A 21,591-nucleotide genomic window follows, 5' to 3' on the forward strand; every position below is an offset into this window, starting at 1 on the left:
CGCCCTATGCTACATGAACGCGCAACGCGCGAAAGTCCGCGCCGCCGCGCCCCGCTTCAGATGGTTTCCGAGAGTTTCATGTCCGACAAGGTCGTCACCCGTTTTGCCCCCTCGCCCACCGGTTACCTGCATATTGGAGGCGCGCGCACGGCGCTGTTCAACTGGCTCTATGCCAAACATACCGCCGGCACGATGCTGCTGCGCATCGAGGACACCGATCGCGAGCGTTCGACCGATGCGGCGACGGCCGCCATCCTGGACGGACTCTCCTGGCTCGGTCTTGGCTGGGACGGCGATGCGGTTTCGCAGTTCGAGCGTGCCCCGCGCCACCGCGAGGTCGCGGAGGAGCTCGTGCGCCTGGGCAAGGCCTATTACAGCTACGAGACGCCTGCCGAACTGGAGGCGATGCGCGAGGCGGCTCGCGCAAAAGGTCTGCCGCCGCGCTACAATGGTCAGTGGCGCGATCGCGATCCATCCGAGGCGCCGGCTGGCGTCAAGGGCGCCATCCGCATCAAGGCGCCGACCGAGGGCGAGACGATCGTCCACGACCGCGTCCAAGGCGAGGTGCGCTTTCCCAACAAGGATCTCGACGACTTCATCATCCTGCGTTCGGATGGTAACCCGACCTACATGCATGCCGTCGTCGTCGACGACCACGACATGGGTGTCACGCACATCATCCGTGGCGACGACCACCTGACCAATGCCGCCCGCCAGACCGTGATCTATAACGCCATGGGCTGGGACGTCCCGTCGATGGCGCACATCCCGCTGATCCACGGCGCCGACGGAGCCAAGCTGTCGAAGCGCCACGGCGCGCTTGGCGTCGAGGCCTATCGCGCCATGGGCTACCTGCCGGAGGCGCTGCTCAACTATCTGGCGCGCCTGGGCTGGAGCCACGGCGACGACGAGATCATGTCGATCAAGGACATGATCTCCTGGTTCGACATCGGCGACGTCAACAAGGGCGCGGCCCGCTTCGATTTCGCCAAGCTGGAAGCAATCAATGGCGCGCATATGCGCCGCATGGCCGACGCCGAACTGTTCGACATCTTCATCGCCACTCTACCCTATCTCGAGGGTGGCCCGGCGATGGCCGCACGCCTTGACGACACGAACAAGGCGCAACTGCTGGCAGCCCTTCCGGGGCTGAAGGAGCGCGCCAAGACGCTGGTCGAGCTTGTCGATGGCGCGGCCTTCCTGTTCGCCACGCGCCCGCTGCCGATCGACGACAAAGCGGCCCTCTTGCTCAATGACGATGCGCGCAAGATCCTGCGTGGCGCTCACGAAGCTTTGAACGCGGTTTCGGGCGACTGGACGGCTGCCGCGGCGGAGGCCGCGATCCGCGATTATGCGCTTGCCGGTGGCCATAAGCTTGGCGCCGTGGCCCAACCCCTGCGGGCCGCGCTGACTGGCAAAAGCACCTCGCCGGGTGTGTTCGACGTGCTTGCCGTGCTTGGACGCGAGGAGAGCCTGGCGCGCATAGCGGATCAAATCGATTAGGAGCAAACTGGCCCAAGAAGATTGGCATTGAAAGGCGCGTTTCGCAGTGCAACATTAGGCCTTGGCCCAATCTGGCACGCACCTCCTAAAATGCGGTGGCGAATACGCGCATTGCGGTGATTCGACGTGTCGCTCTGCAGAGATTTGCCTTTGCCGGCATGAGGAAACAAGAAGGAGTTTGCAATGACCGAAGCTGCGAAAAAACTGGATGTGGGCGGCAAGAACCAAGAAGCTACGGCAACGCTTGAATTCGCCGGCAAGACTCATGAATTCAAGGTGCGAAGCGGCTCCGTCGGACCTGACGTCATCGACATCGCCTCGCTCTACAGCACCACCGGCGCGTTCACTTACGACCCCGGTTTCACCTCGACCGCGAGCTGCGAGTCCGAAATCACCTTCATCGACGGCGATGCCGGCATCCTCTTGCATCGTGGCTATCCGATCGACCAATTGGCTGAACACGGCGACTTCCTCGAAGTCTGCTACCTCCTGCTCTACGGCGAACTGCCGACCAAGGCGCAGAAGGACGATTTCGATTACCGCGTAACGCGCCACACCATGGTGCACGAGCAGATGTCGCGCTTCTTCACCGGCTTCCGTCGCGATGCGCACCCGATGGCTGTGATGTGCGGCGTGGTCGGCGCGCTGTCTGCCTTCTACCATGACTCCACCGACATCTCGGACCCGTACCAGCGCATGGTCGCTTCCATGCGTCTGATCGCCAAGATGCCGACGATCGCGGCCATGGCCTACAAGTACCACATCGGCCAGCCCTTCATTTACCCGAAGAACGATCTCGGTTTCGCGGCAAACTTCCTGCATATGTGCTTTGCGGTGCCGTGCGAGGAGTACAAGATCAACCCGGTGCTGGCGCGCGCCATGGAGCGCATCTTCATCCTGCATGCCGATCACGAGCAGAATGCCTCGACCTCGACGGTTCGCCTTGCCGGCTCTTCTGGCGCCAACCCGTTCGCCTGCATCGCCGCCGGCATCGCTTGCCTTTGGGGCCCGGCCCACGGAGGCGCCAATGAAGCGGCGCTCAACATGTTGGGCGAGATCGGCCATGTCGATCACATCCCGGAATTCATCGCCCGCGCCAAGGACAAGAACGATCCGTTCCGGCTGATGGGTTTTGGCCACCGCGTCTACAAGAACTACGATCCTCGTGCGAAAATCATGCAGAAGACGGCGCACGAGGTTCTGGGCGAACTCGGCATCAAGGACGATCCGCTGCTCGACATCGCCATGGAACTGGAAAAGATCGCGCTGACCGATCCCTATTTCATCGAGAAGAAGCTCTATCCGAATGTTGACTTCTATTCCGGCATCACGCTGAAGGCGCTCGGCTTCCCCACCACCATGTTCACGGTGCTATTCGCGGTCGCCCGTACCGTCGGCTGGATCGCGCAGTGGAAGGAGATGATCGAGGACCCGCGCCAGAAGATCGGCCGCCCGCGTCAGCTCTACACCGGCGCCCCAGAGCGTGACTACGTGCCGATCGCCAAGCGCTGACTAAAGCTGTCTTGACCGAAAAAGGCGCCTGTCAGGGCGCCTTTTTTATATGGCGAAGCACAACGCCCGCCGCGATCTCGCCCGACGGTTTGTCCGTCGCCATGCGCCGCGCGATCTCGGCAAAGCCGTCTTTCTGCCAGACGCGCATGCCGCTGTCGGCGAACAGCGCTTCCATTTGCCGAGCCAGATTGTTCGGCTTGACGTATTCGTTGTAGAACTCCGGAATAAGCGCACGATCCGCAATCAGGTTGGGCAGCAGCGCCGACCAGACGGAAACGAAATAGGGCGCGACGGCACGAGCTATGGGATCGAGCCTGTAGCACGAGACCATCGGCACGCCCGACAGCGCCAGCTCCAGCGATACCGTTCCCGATGCGATCAGCGCGGCATCGGCCTTGCCGAAAGCCTGCCATTTGCGTTGCGGATCGACGATGATCTCAGGCTTTTCATCCCAACGGTTGACCGAGGATTTGACGAGGTCGGCGACATGGGGAACCGTCGGCAGCAACAGCCGCAGCCTATGTCCGCGCGCGCGCAGCATCGACACCGTCTCGCCGAATGGTTCGATCAGCCGGCGCACCTCGCCGCGCCGCGAGCCGGGCAGCACCAGCAACGTCTTGATGCGGTCCTGGGCAAGATCGCGCGGCAATTCTTGCGCCTTCGCGGCGGCAAGCACACCTGCCTCATGCGTGAGGCGGTGCCCGACATAGGTGCCGGGCGGGCCACCCAGCCGCTCGAGTTCCTTCACCTCGAACGGCAGGATGCACAGGATATGGTCGACGTAAGGCCTCATAGCCACCGCCCTGCCCGGCCGCCACGCCCAGACGCTTGGACAGACATAGTGGATGATGGGAATCGACGGATTGGCCGCACGCACCTTCCTGGCGACACGCAAGGAAAAGTCCGGGCTGTCGATGGTGACCAGACAGTCCGGCTTCTCGTCCGCGATGGTTTTGGCCAGTTGACCGATCCGCCTGACGAGGCGCGGCAGATCGCGCAGGACGGCACTGAAACCCATCAGAGCAATCTCACCGGCATCGAACGGCGACACCAGGCCCAGTTCGCCGAGATGCCGGCCGCCGAGGCCGGCGAGTTGCATCTCGCGGCCCGTCATCTGGCGAAGCTCACGCACGATGTCGGCACCAAGCAGATCGCCTGATTCCTCTCCCGCGACGATCGCGATCTTCAGCGCCCTGTCAGCCATGCGCCGGCTCCGCGACGGCCAGGCCGACGATGAACAGACCGAGTTCATTGGCGCGCGACAGGGTTGCGGGACCCTCGAGGATCAGCGAGCGTCCCGCCTCGATGGCAATGCCCGCAAGCCCGGCCACGTGGGCTGCTTCGACCGTCTGCGGTCCTATGGACGGAAGATCCGCGCGCAGCTCCTGGCCGGGCTTGGCGCATTTGACGAGGACGCCGCGCGTCTTCCCGGCGATGCGGCCGTGGCCACGCAGCAGCCTGGCGCGATCGAGCAATCCGGCCGTACCCTCGATACCCTCAAGCGCGATGGTCCGGCCGCCGACCGCGATCGCCGCCTGGCCGATATCCAGCGCTCCGATGGCCTTTGCCGCCGCGAAGCCCGCCTCGATGTCGCGCCAGTCGGACTTCTGCGGCTCCACCTTGGTCAAGGTCCCTTCGGCTGCCACAAGGTTCGGCACGATTTCGTGGGCCCCCACGACCTTTATTCCTCGTGCCTCGAGGCCTCGCGCCACCACTTTCAGCAGCCCATCGTCGCCGCGCGCCAGTGCCATCACGACAACCGGTATCACCGCAAGCAGGCTGAGGCTTGGGCGCAGATGCGTCAGCCTTGGCCGGCGCTTGATCTCGCCGGCAAGCACAAGATGGGTGATCCGGTGACGCTTGAGCAATGGAACAAGCGAGCCGATCGCCTCCAGGGCCAAGGTCTCATGGTCATACTGGCGCAATTCCACTAGGCGATCAGCCTCGCCGTCCATGAGGACGACGAAGGGCGGGTACCCCTGCTCGGCCGAGCCGGCCGCGACTTCAACGGGAAGACTGCCGCCGCCGGCGATGATGCCGACCCTGGCACCAGGCGGGAGATCAAGACCAGCAGAAGCCGTCTCAGTCTTCATCATCGGCATCGTCGCCGTCGCTGCCCTTGAGCGATGGCACCGCATAGTGCCGCTTGCCGCGACTGGTGATGAAATCGATGATCTTCATGGCGGTCGGTGAAGAGGCGAACTCGGCCTTGGCGAATTCGATGTTCTCGCCGACGGTGCGGGAGCGGTCGAAGATCGTCCTGTAAGCCTTGCGCAACAGATAGATTTCGGAACGCGGCAGACCGGCACGCTTGAGGCCGATGATGTTCAAGCCGCGCAAGCTGGCGCGGTTGCCAACGGCAATGGCATAGGGAATGACATCACCGACAAAAGCCGAGCACCCGCCGAGAAAGGCGTTATCGCCGACACGCACGAACTGATGAACGGCGCTGAGGCCGCCAATATAGACGTTATCGCCGATCTCGCAGTGTCCGCCCAGCGTCGCGCCGTTGGCGAAGGTGGCGTTCTTGCCGACCACGCAATCATGGGCGATGTGGGCATAGGCAAGGAAATTGCCGTTGTCGCCGACCGTCGTCTCGCCGCGGCTGGTATCCGTGCCGACATGCATGGTGACGCCTTCGCGGATGGTGCAATTGGCACCGATGACCAGCGTGGTGCGGCCGCCCTTGTGCTTGGTGTTCTGCGGCGGCGCGCCCAATATCGCCATCGGATAAACCTTGGTGGACGCCCCGATGGTGGTCGCGCCCATCACCGAGACATGGCTGACCAGTTCGACGCCATCACCGATCACGGCATCGGCGCTGACATGGCAGAACGGCCCTATGCGCACACCTTGGCCGATTTGAGCGCCCTCTTCCACAACGGAAGAAGGATGGATTGAAGTCTTGATTTTCATAGGCACTCGATCGTCAGTCGCCGGTGACCATCATGGCTGAAATCTCGGCCTCGGCTGCCTTGGTGCCATCGACCAGGGCTTCACAGGCGAATTTGAGCAGGTTGCCACGCTTCTTGATTTTCTTGACATGGATCTTCAACTGGTCGCCGGGAACGACCGGTTTGCGGAATTTGGCGTTGTCGATGGTCAGGAAATAGACCAGCGACGGCTTCGACGCCCCAAGGCTTCGGATGCAGATGGCGCCCGCCGTCTGTGCCATGGCCTCGACGATCAGCACGCCTGGCATCACGGGCTGATCGGGAAAATGCCCCTGAAAATGCGGCTCGTTGATGGTGACGTTCTTGATGCCGATGGCAAATTCATCGCCATCGATGTCGACGATGCGGTCGATCATCAGGAAGGGATAGCGATGCGGCAGAAGCTTCATCAGCCCCAATATGTCGACCGCTTCCAGCGTCGTCGCCGCCACCATATCAGCCATTGTCCTTGCCCTGCTTGCGTGCCCTGGCCATCGTGCGCAACATGGCTATCTCCCGCATGGCTTCCGCCATCGGCTGTGCCGGATAACCGCCCCAGATCTCGCCGGCAGGGACATTGCTCATAAATCCACTTCTGGCGGCAAGCTTGGCTCCTGTGCCGATGGTCAGGTGATCGGCAAGTCCGACGCCGCCACCCATCGTGACATTGTCACCCACGACCACGGAACCGGAAATACCTGAAAGCCCGGCTACTATGCAATTGCGACCGATGCGGACGTTATGGGCGATCTGGACGAGATTGTCGATCTTGGTACCCTGGCCGATGATCGTGTCGGACATGGCGCCACGATCGACGGTCGAATTGGAGCCGATCTCGACATCGTCCTGGATGACGACCCGCCCGATCTGGGGAACCCGCTCCGGCCCTTTGGCGCCGGCAACGAAGCCGAAGCCGTCCTGGCCAATCCTGGCGCCGCCATGGATGATGACCCGGTTGCCGATCAGCGCATACTGGATGCTGGCACCCGGGCCGACATAGCCGTCACGGCCGATCTGGCACGACTGTCCAATGACCGCGTTGGGTGCGACGACGGTCCCGCGACCGATCGAGACGCCCGGCCCGATGACCACGCCGGCCTCGATGATGGCGCCGGCTTCGATATGCGCGGTCGGATCGACATGGGCATGCGGCGAAACGCCGGTTTCACCGGTCATTGGCCCTGGCGTGGCGGCTGTCGGGAACAGCAGCCGGCCGACGAGCGCGAATGCCTGTTGCGGCCGTGGGTGGATCAGCACAGCGACACCGGCCGGCGCCTTGTTGGCGAATTCCGCCGGACACAGGACCGCAGCCGCCCGCAGCGACGGCATCAGCGCGGAATTGCGTCTGCCGTCGACGAAGACGAGCGCGTTGGCAGCGCCTTCGTTGGCTGGTGCCAGCGCTTCGATCGAAACGTCGGATTGGCCGGAATCGACAAGCACCGAGCCGGTCAGATTCGCGACTTCGGCCGCCGTATACCGGCGTGATGGCGCGAAGAACACCGGGTCGGTCATTCCAGAAGCTATATCCAGCTAGGTCGGAACATTTCTCCCGGATCAAAACAATCCGGGAGCATCGTTGGCCGCCGATCAGAAGCGGGTCGATATGCCGAAGTTGAATTCCTGCACGTCGTCGCTCGCTTCCTTCTTGACCGGGATCGCATAGTCGATACGGATCGGACCGAACGGCGAGGCCCACATCAGGCCGAGACCGACCGAAGCGCGCAATTTCATACCGGTAAAGTCTTGGTTGACCAAGCTCTGATCGGCAATCTTGCTGCCATAAAGCGTCGCCGCATCGGCAAATACAGCGCCGCGCAGGCCGAAGCTCTCAGGTACGACCGGCAGTGGGAACTGGGCCTCGGCCGACGCGTTGAAATATGTGGTGCCGCCGAGATGGTCACCGCTGGTGCCGGAAGCGACCGGGCCGATGCCACCATAGGCAAAACCGCGGATCATGCGGTCGGTGCTCTGGAAGTGATCGAAGATGCGCAGGTCGCCGTCGTTGCCGTAACCCTCGACATGACCGGCGCCACCCGAAATGAGACCGACAAGATCGAGCTGTTCGGACAGCGTCTGATAGATGCTGCCGCGTCCCGTGACCTTCACGAACTTGGCATCGCCGCCAAGACCCGCGACCTCGACGGTCGTGTTGGCATAGATACCCTCATGCGGGTTCTTCATGTCGTCGATAGTGTTGTAGACCAGCCCCAGGCTGACCGACGATTTGATCCACGGACTCTGCTCGATGCCGTCCAGGACAGCCTGGGAGATGTTACAGGTACCGTCGGGATCTCCAGGACTCGTGGGACCGCAACTGTCGTCCACCGAGTACTTCTCTTGCGAGATATTGTACGCGAGCTGGGTCGTGATGCTGTTGGTGATCGGCAGTCCGAAGCGGATCGTCGCGCCCGTAGTGTCGCTGTCGTAATTGTTGTTGTACTGCCTCGTCGACTTGTAGATGTCGAAACCGGCGGCGATGCGCCGTCCGAGGAAATACGGCTCAGTGAAGGACAGGCTGTAGTCGCGCGAATTCTTGCCACCACCCGCCGACACCTTGATGAACTGGCCACGGCCGAGGAAGTTGCGCTCGGTGATCGACCCTTCGACGGACGGACCCGCCGTGTCGCCACCGGTCGAATAGCCGGCGCCAACGGAGAATTCACCTGTCGACTTCTCGACCACATCGACCACCAGCACGACCTGGTCCGGCTGCGAGCCGGGTACAGTCGAGATGTCGACTTTCTCAAAATAATTCAAGTCTTCCAGACGCTTCTTCGCGCGCTGGATGAGCACCTGGTTGAACGCATCGCCTTCGCTGACGTCAAATTCGCGGCGAATGACATAGTCGCGCGTGCGATCGTTGCCGCGGATCTCGATGCGCTCGATATAGGCCTTGGTGCCCTGGTCGACCGTATAGACCACCGAAATCGTATGGTTCTCGAAGTTGCGGTCGCCGCGCGGCGTCACCTGCGCAAAGGCATAGCCGGAGCCGGCCACCTTCTCGGTCAGCGCGATGATGGAGTCCTCGACGTTCTTGGCATTGTAGACGTCGCCCTTACGGGTTTCGACCACCGATTCCAGTGACTTGGAGTCGACTTCCGGGATCGTGCTTTCGACGCTGATGTCGCCGAACGTGTAGCGCTCGCCTTCCTGGACGGTGATGGTGACCGTGTACTTGTTCGTGGCGCTGTCGAGTTCGCCGACGGCCGACACGACCTGGAAATCGGCATAGCCGTGATTGTAGTAGAAGCGGCGAAGCAGCTCCTGGTCGGCGCGCAGCTTGTCCTCATCGTAGACGTCGTCACGCAGGATGAATGAAACCCAGGACGAGCGCTTGGTGTTGATCACGTCCGACAGGCGACGGCTCGAATAGGCGCTGTTGCCGACGAAGTTGATCGCCGCGATCTGCGTGCGGTCGCCTTCCGTGATGTGAAAAACCACGTTCACGCGGTTGTCGCCGAGTTCCATGATCTGCGCGGTCACGCCAGCATCGTCGCGGCCGATGCGCCTGTAAGCGGCCTTGACCGCCTCGACATCGGAATCGAGCGTCGCCTGCGAGAACGTGCCTCGCGGCTTCAGCTGAACCGCGGCCTGAAGCGCATTGTCCTTGAGCTTCTTGTTGCCCTGGAACAGCACCTGGTTGACGACCTTGTACTCGGCAACCTTGACCACCAGCGTCGAGCCGACCTGGTTGATCTGGACATCCGAGAACAGACCGGTGCCGAACAGCGCCTTGACCGCGCTGTCGATGTCCGAACTGGAGAAGGCCTTGCCCGGCTTGATGGTGATGTAGTTGCGGATGGTCTCGGCGTCGACACGCTGGTTGCCGGTCACCTCCACCCTGCTGACGACAGCGGCTTCAGCCGCCGATGTGGCAACGAATTGCACTGCGAGCGCACCTGGTACGACCAAAGCGGCGGACAGTGCCGCCGCTGACGCGGCGTTCAGAAACTTGGATGCTGCCTTCATCGGGCTTAATAACCTTTTCTCGTAGTCCCCACGGCGAGAAAACCGGACGTGCGGTAATTTCCCCTACCGTATTAACCGGATTTTCCCTACACGCAAGGCTTCTGGTTAATTTGTATTTACTTAACCCTGGTGCGTGGCTTTCGCGTCACTCATATCCCCGTGCATGGTAAACGGCGTCTCAACATTGGCCATGTCGAAGCCGAATTTCTTCATGATTTCAGCATCCAAAGAGATCATTCCAGAACACGAAACCCATGAAGCACAGGACAAGGAGCAGACCGGCCCGATAGGCCATTTCCATCATCCGTTCCGACACCGGTCGGCGAATGACGGCCTCCACCCCGTAGAACAACAGATGGCCGCCGTCGAGGGGGGAATCGGCAAAAGATTGAGAATGCCTATCCCGACAGACAGCAGCGCCACGAGCTGAACCAGCCACTCGAAACCCAGTTTCGCCGCCTTGCCTGCCATGTCGGCGATCTTGACGGGACCACCCAACTGGCACTTGTCCTCGCGCCCTGCGGCGAAACGCTTCAGGAACTGGCCGGTGCGCTCGATGACGTGGCCAGTTTCCTCGACGGCGGCCGCCACGGCACCGACCGGCGTGTAGGTAATGAGGCGGGGCTGGCCGAGTTCCTTGTTGTTGACGACGCCGATCACCGCGACCTTGACCTTGTTGCCGAGCGCGTCTTCCTGCTCCATCAACTGCGGGGTCGCGGTGACCGTGACTTCCTTGCCATCGCGCAGCATGACGAAGGTGATGGCATCGCCGGCCCGGCCCGAAACCAGCCGCTGCACATCGCCGAAGGTTTCGACCTTGCTGCCATCGACGCTGACGAATCGGTCCCCGGGCTGGATGCCGGCCTTCGCCGCGGGACTGTCTGTCGTAACCTCCGCCACCATGGGCTCCGCGACATACCGCCCATAGGCCGCAAACAGGACGGCAAAGACGACGATCGTCAGCAGGAAGTTGAACAGAGGCCCGGCCGCCACGGTCGCCGCGCGCTTCCAGATCGCCTGGGTGTGAAAGGCGACCTTGCGCTCCTCGTCGGTCAGCGTCTCGAGTTCATCCGAGGTAGGCTGGCTGGAGGTGGCGTTCATGTCGCCGACAAATTTGACATAGCCGCCAAGCGGTATGGCGCAGAGCTTCCAGCGCGTGCCATGCCTGTCGTTGAAACCGATGAGTTCGGGACCGAAGCCGATCGAAAAGGCCTTGACCCCGATGCCGCACCAGCGGCCGACGAGGTAATGGCCCATCTCGTGGACGAACACCACCACGGTCAGCACGAAGAGAAACGGCACCAGCGTGCCCAGAAAGAAACCTTCCGTGCTGAAAATCGCGTGAAGAATCTCGTTCAATTCAGGCCCTCAAATTCTTCCGCAGTTGCGCCGTGACTGTGACATCAATCCAGGCGAATCCAAGGCGCGTCCGCACCAGATCGTGGAACGGCATCATTCAAATCGGAAACAGCCCCTGTGCCGGATGATCGGCGCCCGCCGAAATCCAGCCAATGACGTACAGGGCGAGAGCCGCCGCGACAAGCCCGTCGACACGGTCCATCACGCCGCCATGGCCCGGAATGAGGACACCCGAATCCTTGCAGCCGTGCCGCCGCTTGACCCAGGATTCGAACAGGTCACCGGCCTGGGCCACGATCGAAAGCACGAGTGCCACAAGGCCGAGCAGCGCCAGGTTCCCGGCACCGGCGGCGGCTGCCAGCATAACCCCGGCAACGACACCACCGACAGCGCCGCCCAGCGCGCCGCTGCGCGTCTTGCCGGGCGAAATCGACGGCGCGAGTTTGGGACCGCCGACGGCGCGCCCAACGAAATAGGCAAAAATGTCGGTCGCCCAGACGACCGCGAACAAGAACAGTATGGCGACGAGGCCCGCATGGTCGCCATCGCGCAGCAGGGCAAGCGACAGGCCGGACACGCTGGCATAGGCAAGACCGCTTGCCTCCCACTGCCCGGTCTGGCGAACCAGGGCGGCAATCGCCGTCACGGCAATCAGAATCACGGTAAGCAGCAGCAGCCAGAACGCAGGAAGGCCGGCGATCAAGGCGCCGATGAAAACAACCGCCAGCGCCTCGGGCAGGAAGCCCAGCCCATGGGCCGTGACAGGCCGCGACATGCGTGTCCACTCGTAAAAGATCATCGCCACCATGGCTGCGCACAGCAGTCGGAAAGGCAGGCCGCCAAGCCAGGTCAGGCCAAGGGCGATGACGGCAAGCACGACCGCTGAAATGACGCGGAGCTGAAGGTTGCTCATCCCGCGGCCGGTCGCGACGCGACGTCTTGCGGGCCCAATCCGCCGAAACGGCGTTCGCGGCCGGCAAATTCGCGCAAGGCCTCGGCGAGGTGCTCGCGGCTGAAATCGGGCCAATAGCAAGGCAGGAACACCAGCTCGCTATAGGCGGCCTGCCACAAGAGGAAGTTGGACAGGCGAAGCTCGCCACTGGTGCGTATGACCAGTTCCGGATCTGGAATGCCTTGCGTGTCGAGACAGCCGGCAAAGCTTTCGGCGGTGATCGCTTCGCTGTCGATCTCGCCGCGCGCCACCGCCGAAGCAAGCTTGCGCGCCGTGCGAACGATCTCGTCGCGCCCGCCATAGTTGAAGGCGATGACCAGTGTCAGCGCTTCGTTGCCGGCGGTAAGCGATTCGGCCTCGTCGAGCAGCCCTCTGATGTCGGCCTGCAGCCCTGCCCTGTCGCCGATGATCCTGACCCGCACGCCGCTCTGATGGAGCTCGGCGAGATCGCGGCGGATGAAAAGCTTCAACAGTCCCATCAGGTCGCTGACTTCGGACTTCGGCCGCGACCAGTTCTCCGAAGAGAAAGCATAGACGGTCAGGAAGGAGATACCGAGATCCGGTGCCGCGCGCACCGTCTTGCGCAACGCCTCGACGCCGGCGCGATGACCGGCGAGCCTCGGCATGCCGCGCGACTTGGCCCAGCGTCCATTTCCATCCATGATGATCGCGACATGCGCGGGCGTTGTCATGATCTCGCTTTCGGGTCAGCCTGCGGCCAACCCTAAACCTGCATGATTTCAGCTTCCTTGTCGGAAAGCAGATGATCGATGGTGCTGATTGTTTCGTCTGTGAGCTTCTGGACTTGGTCCGAACGCTTGCGCTGATCGTCCTCGCTGATGGTGCCGTCCTTCTCCGCCTTCTTCAGGAAGTCCATGCCGTCGCGGCGCACATGGCGCGCGGCGACGCGGGCGTTCTCGGCATAGCCATGCGAGATCTTGACCAGTTCCTTGCGGCGCTGCTCGTTGAGCTCCGGCAGCGGAATCCTGAGATTGGTGCCGTCCACGATCGGGTTGAAGCCCAGATTGGATTCCCGGATGGCGCGGTCGACGGCTCCAACCATCGACTTGTCCCAGATCGACACCGAGATCATGCGCGGCTCCGGAACGGTAACGTTGGCGACCTGGTTGATCGGCATCGTGGTGCCGTAGGCCTGCACCTGGATGGCATCGAGCAGATTGCTGGAGGCGCGACCGGTCCGCAGCGAAGCCAGGTCATGCTTGAACGCGGCTATTGCCCCATCCATGCGCCGCTTGAGATCGTCGTACTCACCACTCATCTTAGTCTCCTCGACCCGTCTGCCGCGGGTTCACTGCTTCGGGGCAAGGCCCCGTTCGAGCCTGATTTTCGAAAAGCCGGCTTCCCTTTTCTAGGGATCAGGCCCCGGATCAATCGTCCGCGACGACCGTGCAGCGGCCGCCGCCCCTCAGAATATCGCCGAAACCACCTTTTTCGTGGATTGAATAGACGATTATCGGAATGTTGTTTTCGCGCGCAAGTGCAATCGCTGCCGTATCCATGATGGAAAGGCCGCGATTTATGACTTCGGCATGGCTGATGCGCTCGAAACGGGTCGCGTTCGGGTCCTTCTTCGGGTCGGCCGAGTAGACACCGTCGACCTGCGTGCCCTTGAACAGCGCGTCCGCGCCGATTTCAGCCGCGCGAAGCGCTGCGGCCGAATCAGTGGTGAAGAACGGATTGCCAGTGCCGCCGGCGAAGATCACCACCCTGCCCTGGTTCATGTAAGCGTCTGCCTGGCGTTGCGAAAAACTCTCGCAGAGTTCTGGCATGGCGATCGCCGACAGCACCACCGCATCAACGCCGATTTTGTGCAGCGAGGTGCGCAGCGCCAGTGAGTTGATGACCGTGGCAAGCATGCCCATGTGGTCGCCGGTGACGCGGTCTCCGCCCTTGGAGGCGACGGCCACGCCGCGGAAGATATTGCCGCCGCCGATGACGACGCCGACCTCTATGCCCAGGGCACGGGCCTCGGCGATGTCGGCGGCGATGCGATCCACGACCGAGACGTCGATGCCGAAATGCTGTTCGCCCATCAACGCTTCGCCCGACGCTTTCAACAAGACACGTCGGTAGAGGGGCTTCACCGTCATCTGGTCCTCTTCATTTTGCATGTGGTCGCGCCCGGGCTGGCCGCCCTCGCGCAGGCGCCGAGCCCCGAACATTGGCACGATGCCGAGTTCCGATACACGAAGGGCGCCGCGATGTCACGCGGCGCCCAATCGGCAAATTCACGGTAACCCCTGCCCGATCGATCAGTCCGTGGATACGCCGGCCGGCTCGCCCTCGACAAGCACCGGCGACGCGTAGCCGGAGGGCTTGTCGCCGGTTGCAGCACCGCCGGTGACGCGCGCCTGTATCTGCGGCCCAAAATAGGAATAGGGGAATGGCGCAGGGGTTCCGCTGACCAAATCCAGCCGGTCGCGAAGTTCGGCCGGAATCTCGAAGTCCAGCGCACCGAGATTGTCCGCGATCTGGCTGAGCGTCGTTGCACCCAGGATCACCGTTGCGATCCCCGGCTGCGTCGCCACCCAGTTGATCGCGACCTGCGGCATGCTGCGGCCGAGTTGGGACGCAACCTTCTCGAGCTCGGCCACGATAGTCCAGTTGCGCTCGGTGAATTTCTGGAAGCCCGGATGCGTCGAGTTGCGAAACCCGTCGAGCCGGCCAGTATTTCCAGCCTGGACCGGCCGGTATTTGCCGCTGAGCAGCCCGCTGGCCAGCGGGCTCCAGACCATGATGCCGGCGCCATGGCGCATGCCGAATGGCACGAACTCATTCTCGATCGAGCGTTCGGCGAGGGAGTATTCGAGCTGCAGCGCCGAAACCGGTTCATATCCGCGCAACTCGGCGATCGCCTGTGCCCGCCCCGCATACCAGGCCGGCACATCGGACAGGCCGACATGGCGCACCTTGCCCACCCGCACCAGGTCATCCAGGGTGCGCATGACCTCTTCGGCCGGCGTCAACCTGTCCCACACATGCATGAGATAGAGATCTATATAGTCGGTGCCCAACCGCTTCAGTGAAGCGTCTATCGCGCGCATGATGTTCTTGCGGCCGTTGCCGCCGGCATTGGGATTGCCGGGCTGCATGTTCATGGTGAACTTGCTGGCGATCACCGCGGTATCGCGCAAGCCCCGCTCGGCGATGAATTCGCCAAGCCAGGCTTCGGCGGTGCCCCCGGTGTAGAGGTCCGCCGTGTCGAAGAAATTGCCGCCCGCCTCGACATAGGCGTCGAACATCGCGCGGGCCGTGTCCCTGTCGGCTCCCCAGCCCCATTCCTTGCCGAACGTCATGGTGCCCAGCGCCAGCCGGCTGACCCTGAGGCCGCTGTTACCGAGCGTGTAGTAGGTCATGGTCATGATCGTCTTCCAATGCTTGATGGCGAGTCCCGTGGCATCACTGGCCCGGCGTCGCCTTGACCCAAGGGTTGCCGCGCTCATTCTTCATGTGGAAGGCGAAGCCGTCGACCTTCCAGTCGGTGGCGGCGCGCGTCAGCTTGTGCTCATACGTGCCCCAGACCTCCCAAAGCGGGTCGCCATTGCCTTCCATCCGGTTCCAGGCATAGCCGTTCGACAGGACGGTCGCCGTGTCCGCCTCGAGAACGACCTGGTGATTGGTGCGCAGGTGCAGGCTTGTCTTCGAACCCTTGAGATTGCCGGCCCAGGCGCCGATCAGATCGTCGGAGGCAATGATGGCCGCGGGCTGCCCCGACAGGCTACTGAAGTCAGCGGCAACCCGATCCGCGAAATAGCTGCGCGCGAGTTTCCAGTCCCGCGCGTCGACGGCGCGGTCGATGGCATCGGCTATACGGATGACCGCGCGTTCGTCCGCGAGCGCTTGCCAGGCGGACGATTCCGTCCCGCCGGCATCGACCGGCGACAGCGCCATGCCGGCCGCGAAAGTTACGTGCTTCAACGCATTCATGTCTTTTCTCCTCAATGCCATCAGCCAATCGCGGATGTGTCGGCGACAATGTGGATCGGTGTCTTGGCATCGATAAGATTGCATTGTTCGCAAGGACCATGCGATATCATTCATGAATGGATCGGGATCTGCTCAGCCATCTGCCTGTCGTCGTTGCCGTTGCCCGGCGCGGCGGCTTCGCGCTTGCAGCCGCCGAACTCGGCATGAGTCCGTCCGCTGTCAGCCATGCGGTGCGCCTTGTCGAGGAGCGGGTCGGTCAGCCCCTGTTCGCACGTACGACACGCAGCGTTTCGCTCACCGAGACAGGCAAGGCACTGGTGGAAACGGCGGCCCCTGCCCTTCAGGATATTGCCGAACGGATGGATCGTATCCGCAGTGTCAAGGGCAAGCCGTCCGGCCTGCTCAGGATCAATGCCTCCAACATCGCGATCCCATTGGCGGTGACCCCGGTCGTCGCGGCCATGGCCGAGCGCTATCCGGACATCACGGTGGAGGTCTTCGCCGACCAGGGGCTGGTCGACATCGTCGGCGAAGGTTTTGACGCAGGGATCCGGCTGGGCGAGATGATCGCGCAGGATATGGTCGCCGTGCGGCTCACGCCTCCGTTCAAAGCCGTCATCGTCGCCTCTCCCGCCTATATCGGGCGACGTGGCCGCCCGCGCAGCATAGCCGATCTCGTCAACCACAATTGCATCGGTTACCGGCTTGTCCGCTCCGGCGCGCTCTATCGCTGGGATTTGGCGGAGGACGGCAAGGATGTCGTCATGGAGACCGGCGGAACGGCCATCGTCACGGATTCGCTCGCCGCGATTGACCTGGCGCTTGCCGGAGTAGGCCTTGCCTATCTGTTCGAACCACTGGCGCGCGCGGATCTTGCGGCCGGCCGCCTGGTGCAGGTGCTGCCGCAATCAGCGATCGAGGAACCTGGCCTGTTCCTCTACTTCCCGCGCCGGGCGGCGATGGCGCCGAAGCTGAGGGCGTTTATCGACACCGCACAAGAAATCGGCCTGACATCCATGCGAACATCAGGCCGAAAAACACTGTCGGAATAAAGCGATAGGAAGCTTACTTCTTGACCGCCGCCGCGACTTCCGCCGCGAAATCGGTCTCTTCCTTCTCGATACCCTCGCCAAGCGCGAAGCGCAGATAGGCGGTGATCTTGGCCGGCGCGCCGATTTCCTTCTCGGCATCCTTCAGCGCCTTCTCGACGGTGATGTCGGGATTGAGCACGAAGGCCTGCTTCAAGAGCACGACTTCCTCGTAGAACTTGCGCAGGCGACCTTCGACCATCTTCTCGATGATCGCTTCCGGCTTGCCGGACTGACGCGCCTGATCGGAGAAGATCGCCTTCTCGCGCTCGACCGCGGCCGGGTCGATCTGCTCTGCCGTCAGCGCCATCGGGTTGGTGGCGGCGACGTGCATGGCGACCTGGCGGCCGAAGGCGTTGGCCGCATGCTCATTGCCCGTGGTTTCGATCGCGACCAGCACGCCGAGCTTGCCAAGGCCGTCGGCGACCGCGTTGTGGACATAGGTCGCCACCGCGCCATGCGGAACGGTCAGCTTGGCCGAGCGGCGGAAGCCCAGGTTCTCGCCGATGGTGCCGACAGCGTCCTTGATGGTGTCGGTGACCGACTTGTCCGAACCCGGATATTTGGCGGCGGCAACCGCTTCGGTCGTGCCATAGGCGAGAGCGACCTTGGCGACGTTGGCGACGATTTCCTGGAACGCGGCGTTGCGGGCAACGAAGTCGGTCTCGGAATTGACCTCGACGACCGCGGCCTCGCGCACACCATTGTCGACGCCGATCAGGCCTTCGGCAGCGGTGCGGCCGGCCTTCTTGTCGGCCTTGGAAATGCCCTTCTTGCGCAGCCAGTCGACGGCCTCTTCCATATTGCCGTTGGTCTCGTTCAACGCCGCCTTGCAGTCCATCATGCCCGCGCCGGTCAAGTCGCGGAGTTCTTTGACCTGTGCAGCCGAAATGCTCATTGTCGCCTCTTTGTTTTAAATGCACCGACGCACCATCGGTACTCGATGGTGCGTCTGTTTAGCGTGCCAAAATATGAGAAAGATGAAGGCCGTTGCCGGCCTTCGATTATCAAGCCTCGGGGGCTTCCGATGCCGGAGCCGGATCGAGCGCCGGCTCGACCGGAGCTTCAACCGAAGCGCCGATATCGACGCCGAGCGCGCCCTGCTGACGAGCGATGCCGTCGATCGCTGCCTTGGCGATCAGGTCGCAATAGAGCTGGATGGCGCGGGCCGCGTCGTCATTGCCGGGGATCGGGAAATCGATCTTGTCCGGATCGCAGTTCGAATCGATGATGGCGACGACCGGGATGCCAAGGCGCTTGGCCTCGAGGATGGCGATCGCTTCCTTGTTGGTGTCGATCACGAACATCAGGTCGGGCGTCGAGCCCATGTCCTTGATGCCGCCCAGCGCCTTGTCCAGCTTCTCGCGCTCGCGGTCGAGGTTCAGGCGCTCCTTCTTGGTGAGGCCCTGGGCCTCGCCGGCAAGCATCTCGTCGAGCTTGCGCAGGCGCTGGATCGAATTCGAGATCGTCTTCCAGTTGGTCAGCATGCCGCCGAGCCAACGCGAGTTGACATAGTACTGGGCCGAACGCTGAGCCGCATCGGCAACGATGTCGGACGCCTGACGCTTGGTGCCGACGAACAGCACGCGGCCGCCCTTGGCGACGGTGTCGGAGACCTGCTTCAGCGCCTGGTGCAGCAAGGGCACCGTCTGCGAGAGGTCGATGATGTGGATGTTGTTGCGGGCGCCATAGATGTAGGGCGCCATCTTCGGATTCCAGCGGTGGGTCTGGTGGCCGAAGTGAATGCCAGCTTCCAAAAGCTGGCGCATGCTGAAATCAGGCAGAGCCATTCTTATTTTCCTTTCCGGTTAGCCTCCACGGACACAGGCATTTTCGGACTAGGTCCTTGAACGCCACCGGAGGTTTCAGCCGGATTTCTCCCGGGCAGACACCAAAGTCCGTGTGTGGAATGAGCGCGCATATAGAGGGGAAGTGCGACAAACGCAAGCGGGGCGCCATTTTACCGCTCAGCGTGCGGCAATCAGCGCTCCGGTGCCGATCATCGCGCTGCCGGCAAACCGGTTCATCAGCCGCATGCGCCTGGGTGTCCTGAACCAGCCCGAAGCCCGGACCGCAAGTGCTGCATAGACACCCATGGTCAGGACGTTGACGCCGATGACGACCGCCACCACCAGCAGGCCATCGACAAAAGTGAGTGTGTCGAGGTTGAGGATCAACGGCATGATCGAGGCATGGAACAGAATTGCCTTCGGGTTCCCCAGCGCGATGGATGCGCCAAGCAAGAAGGACCGGGACAATCTCGCCTCGGCCGTCCGCGGCTCATTTGATTGCGCGGCCGAGGCGCGCCACATCCTGATCCCGAGAAAGATCAGATAGACAGCACCCGCATATTTCAGCAGGAGAAAGATCCACTCGAAGGTCTGGGCCAGCGCCACTAGCCCGAGCAGCGCCAGGGTGACCAGCACCGCATCGCCGGCGGCGACCCCAACGCCGGCCATGAAGGCACGAAGGAAGCCGCGCGACACGCCATTGGTGATGACCGCGAACATTGCGGGTCCCGGTGTGGCGGCGGCGAGTGTGACGGCGGCGCAATAGGCGAGAAATGCCGTTGGTGTCATGGCTTGGCCTTTCCATTGGGCACCCGCACGCGCCGGAAGATCGCGACGATCTCCTCGCGGCTGCATTCGATGGCGCCGAGCCGCACCGCGCGGTCGCGCTCCAAGCCGGTTATGTCATAGTGCGGAGCCGATGTCTTGGGCGGGCCCTGGTAGGACGAGCGCTTGACGCCCAGTTCGGCGGCGAATCGATGCAACTCGTCGGTGTCGTCGGCCATCAGGTGGCACCAGCGATGGCCGGCCCACTTCCAGATCGCCGCATCGACGTAGACTGCCATCAAGCCCGCCGCGGCCAGCTCAATTGCGCACCCCGGCTATTTCGATACCGGGCAAGGCTTTGTCTGGTCGAACAGCGAAAGATTGACCAGTTTGCCGGTCATCGAGAAGTCGCCATAGTCCATGGTGAGATCGCGGGTGATGCCGTTCTCATGCAACTTGAAGCTGATCCGGTACTCCGGCACTTCCTCGCCGTTCTGGGCGCTGTCGTCGAAATAGGCGATGTCGACCGGCCAGTATTTGTCGGTGGCGAGCTTAGCCAGCGCCGGAGCCTCGGGGTCGGCCTTGTCGGCTTCGGTCTTCTTGCCGACGACAACGGTGGTGGTCATCACCTTGTTGGCGTCTTCCGAGCCGTCGAACAGGTTGGTCTGGTAGAAATTCTCGCCTTTCTCGGCTTTGCCGATCAGCTCAACCAGATGCTGGGTCGGAAACTGGGTGGCGGCGAGTTCCAGGCTGTTCTTTTCGGGCTTGTCGATATCGACCTTGAGCCCTTTCGGATCCTTCGTGGCGATACCCTTGACCTCCTTGTCGAGGTTCTGGTCGACAAAGGATTTGGTCACGAACGAAAAGGTCTTGCCTTCGGCATCCTCGAAAGTCGTCGTCTGCTGGTCAGTGAGTCTCGTGTTGTCGTTGGTGACGATCTGGGTCACGAAACGGAATTTCACCGTATAGCCTTCGCAGGCCGAGCCGTTGAATTCGTAGACCATGCGACCGGATATGCCTGTTATGCCGGACCGGTCGGAGGCCTTGTTGAGGGTGAGGTCATACACGGCGCGGTGCGCCTGCAGCGCCGGGACGGCGAAAGCGGGTCCTATCGAGAATACCGCCGACAACAGGACGGTGTGGAATGCAAGGCGCGTTGCGCGCATGAGGTACTCCGATCGTCGCGGCTGATGGCAGGCCGCAGGGAAAGATGGTCCAGCTTAAAAAAAGTCGTGGCGGAAGCGAGGCAAAAATAGCAATTTCGGCCCGGCCAGCGCGGCGTCTTCCAGCAATAGGGAAAAGCAATGAGTGAAACAATCGAAAAGCGGCTAAGCGATCTCGGCGTGGCGCTTCCGGTCGCCGCCGCACCTGCCGCCAACTACGTGCCCTATTGCAGGTCAGGCAATTTGCTGTTCACCGCCGGACAATTGCCGCTCAAGGACGGCAAGCTGCAGGCGAGCGGCCTGCTCGGCCGCGACGTCGACACGGCAAGCGGCAAGGACGCGGCAAAATACTGCGCAATCAACATTCTGGCACAGGCCAAAGCCGCACTCGGCGACCTCGAGAAGATCCGGAAGCTTGTGAAGATCACCGTCTTCGTCGCCTCCGCGGCTGACTTTGTCGAGCAGCATCTGGTCGCCAACGGCGCCTCCGATTTCCTGGTCGCCGCCCTTGGCGAGCGCGGCAAGCACGCCCGCTCGGCCGTCGGCACCGCCTCCCTGCCGCTTAATGCCGCAGTGGAAATCGAAGCGATCTTCGAAGTCGAATGAGGC

21 protein-coding genes and 1 pseudogene are annotated in these 21,591 nt (G+C 62.4%); 4 read left to right on the plus strand and 18 right to left on the minus strand.

Going from position 1 to position 21,591, the window contains the following annotated elements; genetic code table 11:
- Positions 1-78: 78 nt before the first annotated feature.
- Positions 79-1,503: a glutamate--tRNA ligase gene (gltX, locus tag AC1VON_RS21245; protein ID WP_172350473.1), complete on the plus strand. Its 1,425-nt coding sequence runs from the start codon at positions 79-81 to the stop codon at positions 1,501-1,503.
- Positions 1,504-1,686: 183 nt separating this feature from the next.
- Positions 1,687-3,015: a citrate synthase gene (gltA, locus tag AC1VON_RS21250; protein ID WP_056577025.1), complete on the plus strand. Its 1,329-nt coding sequence runs from the start codon at positions 1,687-1,689 to the stop codon at positions 3,013-3,015.
- 31 nt (positions 3,016-3,046) lie between these two features.
- Here the strand turns inward: gltA and lpxB are convergent, their stop codons facing one another.
- From lpxB to AC1VON_RS21315, 13 genes and pseudogenes are all read right to left on the minus strand, one after another.
- A complete protein-coding gene (lpxB, locus tag AC1VON_RS21255) occupies positions 3,047-4,219 on the minus strand; it encodes a lipid-A-disaccharide synthase (RefSeq protein WP_172350472.1) in 1,173 nt (390 codons plus the stop codon).
- Positions 4,212-5,111: an LpxI family protein gene (locus tag AC1VON_RS21260; RefSeq protein ID WP_172350471.1), complete on the minus strand. Its 900-nt coding sequence runs from the start codon at positions 5,109-5,111 to the stop codon at positions 4,212-4,214. The genes lpxB and AC1VON_RS21260 overlap by 8 nt, the downstream gene beginning before the upstream one ends.
- A complete protein-coding gene (gene lpxA / locus AC1VON_RS21265; protein WP_140773556.1) occupies positions 5,098-5,931 on the minus strand; it encodes an acyl-ACP--UDP-N-acetylglucosamine O-acyltransferase in 834 nt (277 codons plus the stop codon). Before lpxA ends, AC1VON_RS21260 begins: the two co-directional genes overlap by 14 nt.
- A 13-nt stretch (positions 5,932-5,944) precedes the next feature.
- A complete protein-coding gene (fabZ, locus tag AC1VON_RS21270; RefSeq protein ID WP_483124746.1) occupies positions 5,945-6,412 on the minus strand; it encodes a 3-hydroxyacyl-ACP dehydratase FabZ in 468 nt (155 codons plus the stop codon).
- Positions 6,405-7,460, minus strand: coding sequence for a UDP-3-O-(3-hydroxymyristoyl)glucosamine N-acyltransferase (gene lpxD / locus AC1VON_RS21275; protein ID WP_172350469.1), 1,056 nt, complete (start codon positions 7,458-7,460; stop codon positions 6,405-6,407). Before lpxD ends, fabZ begins: the two co-directional genes overlap by 8 nt.
- A 75-nt stretch (positions 7,461-7,535) precedes the next feature.
- Entirely contained in the window at positions 7,536-9,917 is a 2,382-nt protein-coding gene (gene bamA, locus AC1VON_RS21280; protein ID WP_483124747.1) for an outer membrane protein assembly factor BamA, read from the minus strand.
- A 217-nt stretch (positions 9,918-10,134) separates the two neighbouring features.
- Positions 10,135-11,276: pseudogene (rseP, locus tag AC1VON_RS21285) on the minus strand (RIP metalloprotease RseP).
- Positions 11,277-11,373: 97 nt separating this feature from the next.
- Positions 11,374-12,189: a phosphatidate cytidylyltransferase gene (locus AC1VON_RS21290; protein WP_483124748.1), complete on the minus strand. Its 816-nt coding sequence runs from the start codon at positions 12,187-12,189 to the stop codon at positions 11,374-11,376.
- Positions 12,186-12,920: an isoprenyl transferase gene (locus AC1VON_RS21295; protein ID WP_140773545.1), complete on the minus strand. Its 735-nt coding sequence runs from the start codon at positions 12,918-12,920 to the stop codon at positions 12,186-12,188. The genes AC1VON_RS21290 and AC1VON_RS21295 overlap by 4 nt, the downstream gene beginning before the upstream one ends.
- A 32-nt stretch (positions 12,921-12,952) precedes the next feature.
- On the minus strand, positions 12,953-13,507 hold the full coding sequence (gene frr, locus AC1VON_RS21300; protein ID WP_027051885.1) for a ribosome recycling factor: 555 nt from the start codon (positions 13,505-13,507) through the stop codon (positions 12,953-12,955).
- A gap of 109 nt (positions 13,508-13,616) precedes the next feature.
- Positions 13,617-14,339: a UMP kinase gene (pyrH, locus tag AC1VON_RS21305; RefSeq protein WP_172352971.1), complete on the minus strand. Its 723-nt coding sequence runs from the start codon at positions 14,337-14,339 to the stop codon at positions 13,617-13,619.
- A 162-nt stretch (positions 14,340-14,501) separates the two neighbouring features.
- A complete protein-coding gene (locus AC1VON_RS21310; protein ID WP_483124749.1) occupies positions 14,502-15,611 on the minus strand; it encodes an aldo/keto reductase in 1,110 nt (369 codons plus the stop codon).
- 37 nt (positions 15,612-15,648) lie between these two features.
- On the minus strand, positions 15,649-16,176 hold the full coding sequence (locus tag AC1VON_RS21315) for a nuclear transport factor 2 family protein (protein WP_483124750.1): 528 nt from the start codon (positions 16,174-16,176) through the stop codon (positions 15,649-15,651).
- Positions 16,177-16,292: 116 nt separating this feature from the next.
- Here AC1VON_RS21315 and AC1VON_RS21320 point away from each other — a divergent pair, with 116 nt between their 5' ends.
- Complete coding sequence (locus tag AC1VON_RS21320) at positions 16,293-17,228, plus strand: LysR family transcriptional regulator (RefSeq protein WP_483124751.1); 936 nt, start codon at positions 16,293-16,295, stop codon at positions 17,226-17,228.
- Positions 17,229-17,241: 13 nt separating this feature from the next.
- Here the strand turns inward: AC1VON_RS21320 and tsf are convergent, their stop codons facing one another.
- The 5 genes from tsf to AC1VON_RS21345 form a co-directional block, all read right to left on the minus strand.
- Positions 17,242-18,162, minus strand: coding sequence for a translation elongation factor Ts (gene tsf, locus AC1VON_RS21325; protein ID WP_172350462.1), 921 nt, complete (start codon positions 18,160-18,162; stop codon positions 17,242-17,244).
- A gap of 109 nt (positions 18,163-18,271) precedes the next feature.
- The gene (gene rpsB, locus AC1VON_RS21330; protein WP_023777441.1) at positions 18,272-19,054 is read right to left on the minus strand and encodes a 30S ribosomal protein S2; all 783 of its coding nucleotides are present in this window, start codon (positions 19,052-19,054) and stop codon (positions 18,272-18,274) included.
- 177 nt (positions 19,055-19,231) lie between these two features.
- Positions 19,232-19,843 carry a LysE family translocator gene (locus AC1VON_RS21335; RefSeq protein WP_483124752.1) on the minus strand — a complete coding sequence of 204 codons (612 nt, stop codon included), beginning with the start codon at positions 19,841-19,843 and terminating at the stop codon, positions 19,232-19,234.
- Complete coding sequence (locus AC1VON_RS21340; RefSeq protein ID WP_483124753.1) at positions 19,840-20,118, minus strand: DUF4031 domain-containing protein; 279 nt, start codon at positions 20,116-20,118, stop codon at positions 19,840-19,842. Before AC1VON_RS21340 ends, AC1VON_RS21335 begins: the two co-directional genes overlap by 4 nt.
- A 36-nt stretch (positions 20,119-20,154) precedes the next feature.
- Positions 20,155-20,985, minus strand: coding sequence for a cell envelope integrity EipB family protein (locus AC1VON_RS21345; RefSeq protein WP_483124754.1), 831 nt, complete (start codon positions 20,983-20,985; stop codon positions 20,155-20,157).
- A 138-nt stretch (positions 20,986-21,123) separates the two neighbouring features.
- Here AC1VON_RS21345 and AC1VON_RS21350 point away from each other — a divergent pair, with 138 nt between their 5' ends.
- The gene (locus tag AC1VON_RS21350) at positions 21,124-21,588 is read left to right on the plus strand and encodes a RidA family protein (protein ID WP_483124755.1); all 465 of its coding nucleotides are present in this window, start codon (positions 21,124-21,126) and stop codon (positions 21,586-21,588) included.
- Positions 21,589-21,591 lie beyond the last annotated feature (3 nt).

It is taken from the genome of Mesorhizobium sp. HAY1-8B, assembly GCF_056868045.1.

Bases quoted from the DNA above. Each gene is read 5' to 3' on its own strand.
- gltX (WP_172350473.1), top strand. From the start codon at position 79: ATGTCCGACAAGGTCGTCACCCGTTTTGCCCCCTCGCCCACCGGTTAC.
- gltA (WP_056577025.1), top strand. From the start codon at position 1,687: ATGACCGAAGCTGCGAAAAAACTGGATGTGGGCGGCAAGAACCAAGAA.
- lpxB (WP_172350472.1), bottom strand. From the start codon at position 4,219: ATGGCTGACAGGGCGCTGAAGATCGCGATCGTCGCGGGAGAGGAATCA.
- AC1VON_RS21260 (WP_172350471.1), bottom strand. From the start codon at position 5,111: ATGATGAAGACTGAGACGGCTTCTGCTGGTCTTGATCTCCCGCCTGGT.
- lpxA (WP_140773556.1), bottom strand. From the start codon at position 5,931: ATGAAAATCAAGACTTCAATCCATCCTTCTTCCGTTGTGGAAGAGGGC.
- fabZ (WP_483124746.1), bottom strand. From the start codon at position 6,412: ATGGCTGATATGGTGGCGGCGACGACGCTGGAAGCGGTCGACATATTG.
- lpxD (WP_172350469.1), bottom strand. From the start codon at position 7,460: ATGACCGACCCGGTGTTCTTCGCGCCATCACGCCGGTATACGGCGGCC.
- bamA (WP_483124747.1), bottom strand. From the start codon at position 9,917: ATGAAGGCAGCATCCAAGTTTCTGAACGCCGCGTCAGCGGCGGCACTG.
- AC1VON_RS21290 (WP_483124748.1), bottom strand. From the start codon at position 12,189: ATGAGCAACCTTCAGCTCCGCGTCATTTCAGCGGTCGTGCTTGCCGTC.
- AC1VON_RS21295 (WP_140773545.1), bottom strand. From the start codon at position 12,920: ATGACAACGCCCGCGCATGTCGCGATCATCATGGATGGAAATGGACGC.
- frr (WP_027051885.1), bottom strand. From the start codon at position 13,507: ATGAGTGGTGAGTACGACGATCTCAAGCGGCGCATGGATGGGGCAATA.
- pyrH (WP_172352971.1), bottom strand. From the start codon at position 14,339: ATGACGGTGAAGCCCCTCTACCGACGTGTCTTGTTGAAAGCGTCGGGC.
- AC1VON_RS21310 (WP_483124749.1), bottom strand. From the start codon at position 15,611: ATGACCATGACCTACTACACGCTCGGTAACAGCGGCCTCAGGGTCAGC.
- AC1VON_RS21315 (WP_483124750.1), bottom strand. From the start codon at position 16,176: ATGAATGCGTTGAAGCACGTAACTTTCGCGGCCGGCATGGCGCTGTCG.
- AC1VON_RS21320 (WP_483124751.1), top strand. From the start codon at position 16,293: ATGGATCGGGATCTGCTCAGCCATCTGCCTGTCGTCGTTGCCGTTGCC.
- tsf (WP_172350462.1), bottom strand. From the start codon at position 18,162: ATGAGCATTTCGGCTGCACAGGTCAAAGAACTCCGCGACTTGACCGGC.
- rpsB (WP_023777441.1), bottom strand. From the start codon at position 19,054: ATGGCTCTGCCTGATTTCAGCATGCGCCAGCTTTTGGAAGCTGGCATT.
- AC1VON_RS21335 (WP_483124752.1), bottom strand. From the start codon at position 19,843: ATGACACCAACGGCATTTCTCGCCTATTGCGCCGCCGTCACACTCGCC.
- AC1VON_RS21340 (WP_483124753.1), bottom strand. From the start codon at position 20,118: ATGGCAGTCTACGTCGATGCGGCGATCTGGAAGTGGGCCGGCCATCGC.
- AC1VON_RS21345 (WP_483124754.1), bottom strand. From the start codon at position 20,985: ATGCGCGCAACGCGCCTTGCATTCCACACCGTCCTGTTGTCGGCGGTA.
- AC1VON_RS21350 (WP_483124755.1), top strand. From the start codon at position 21,124: ATGAGTGAAACAATCGAAAAGCGGCTAAGCGATCTCGGCGTGGCGCTT.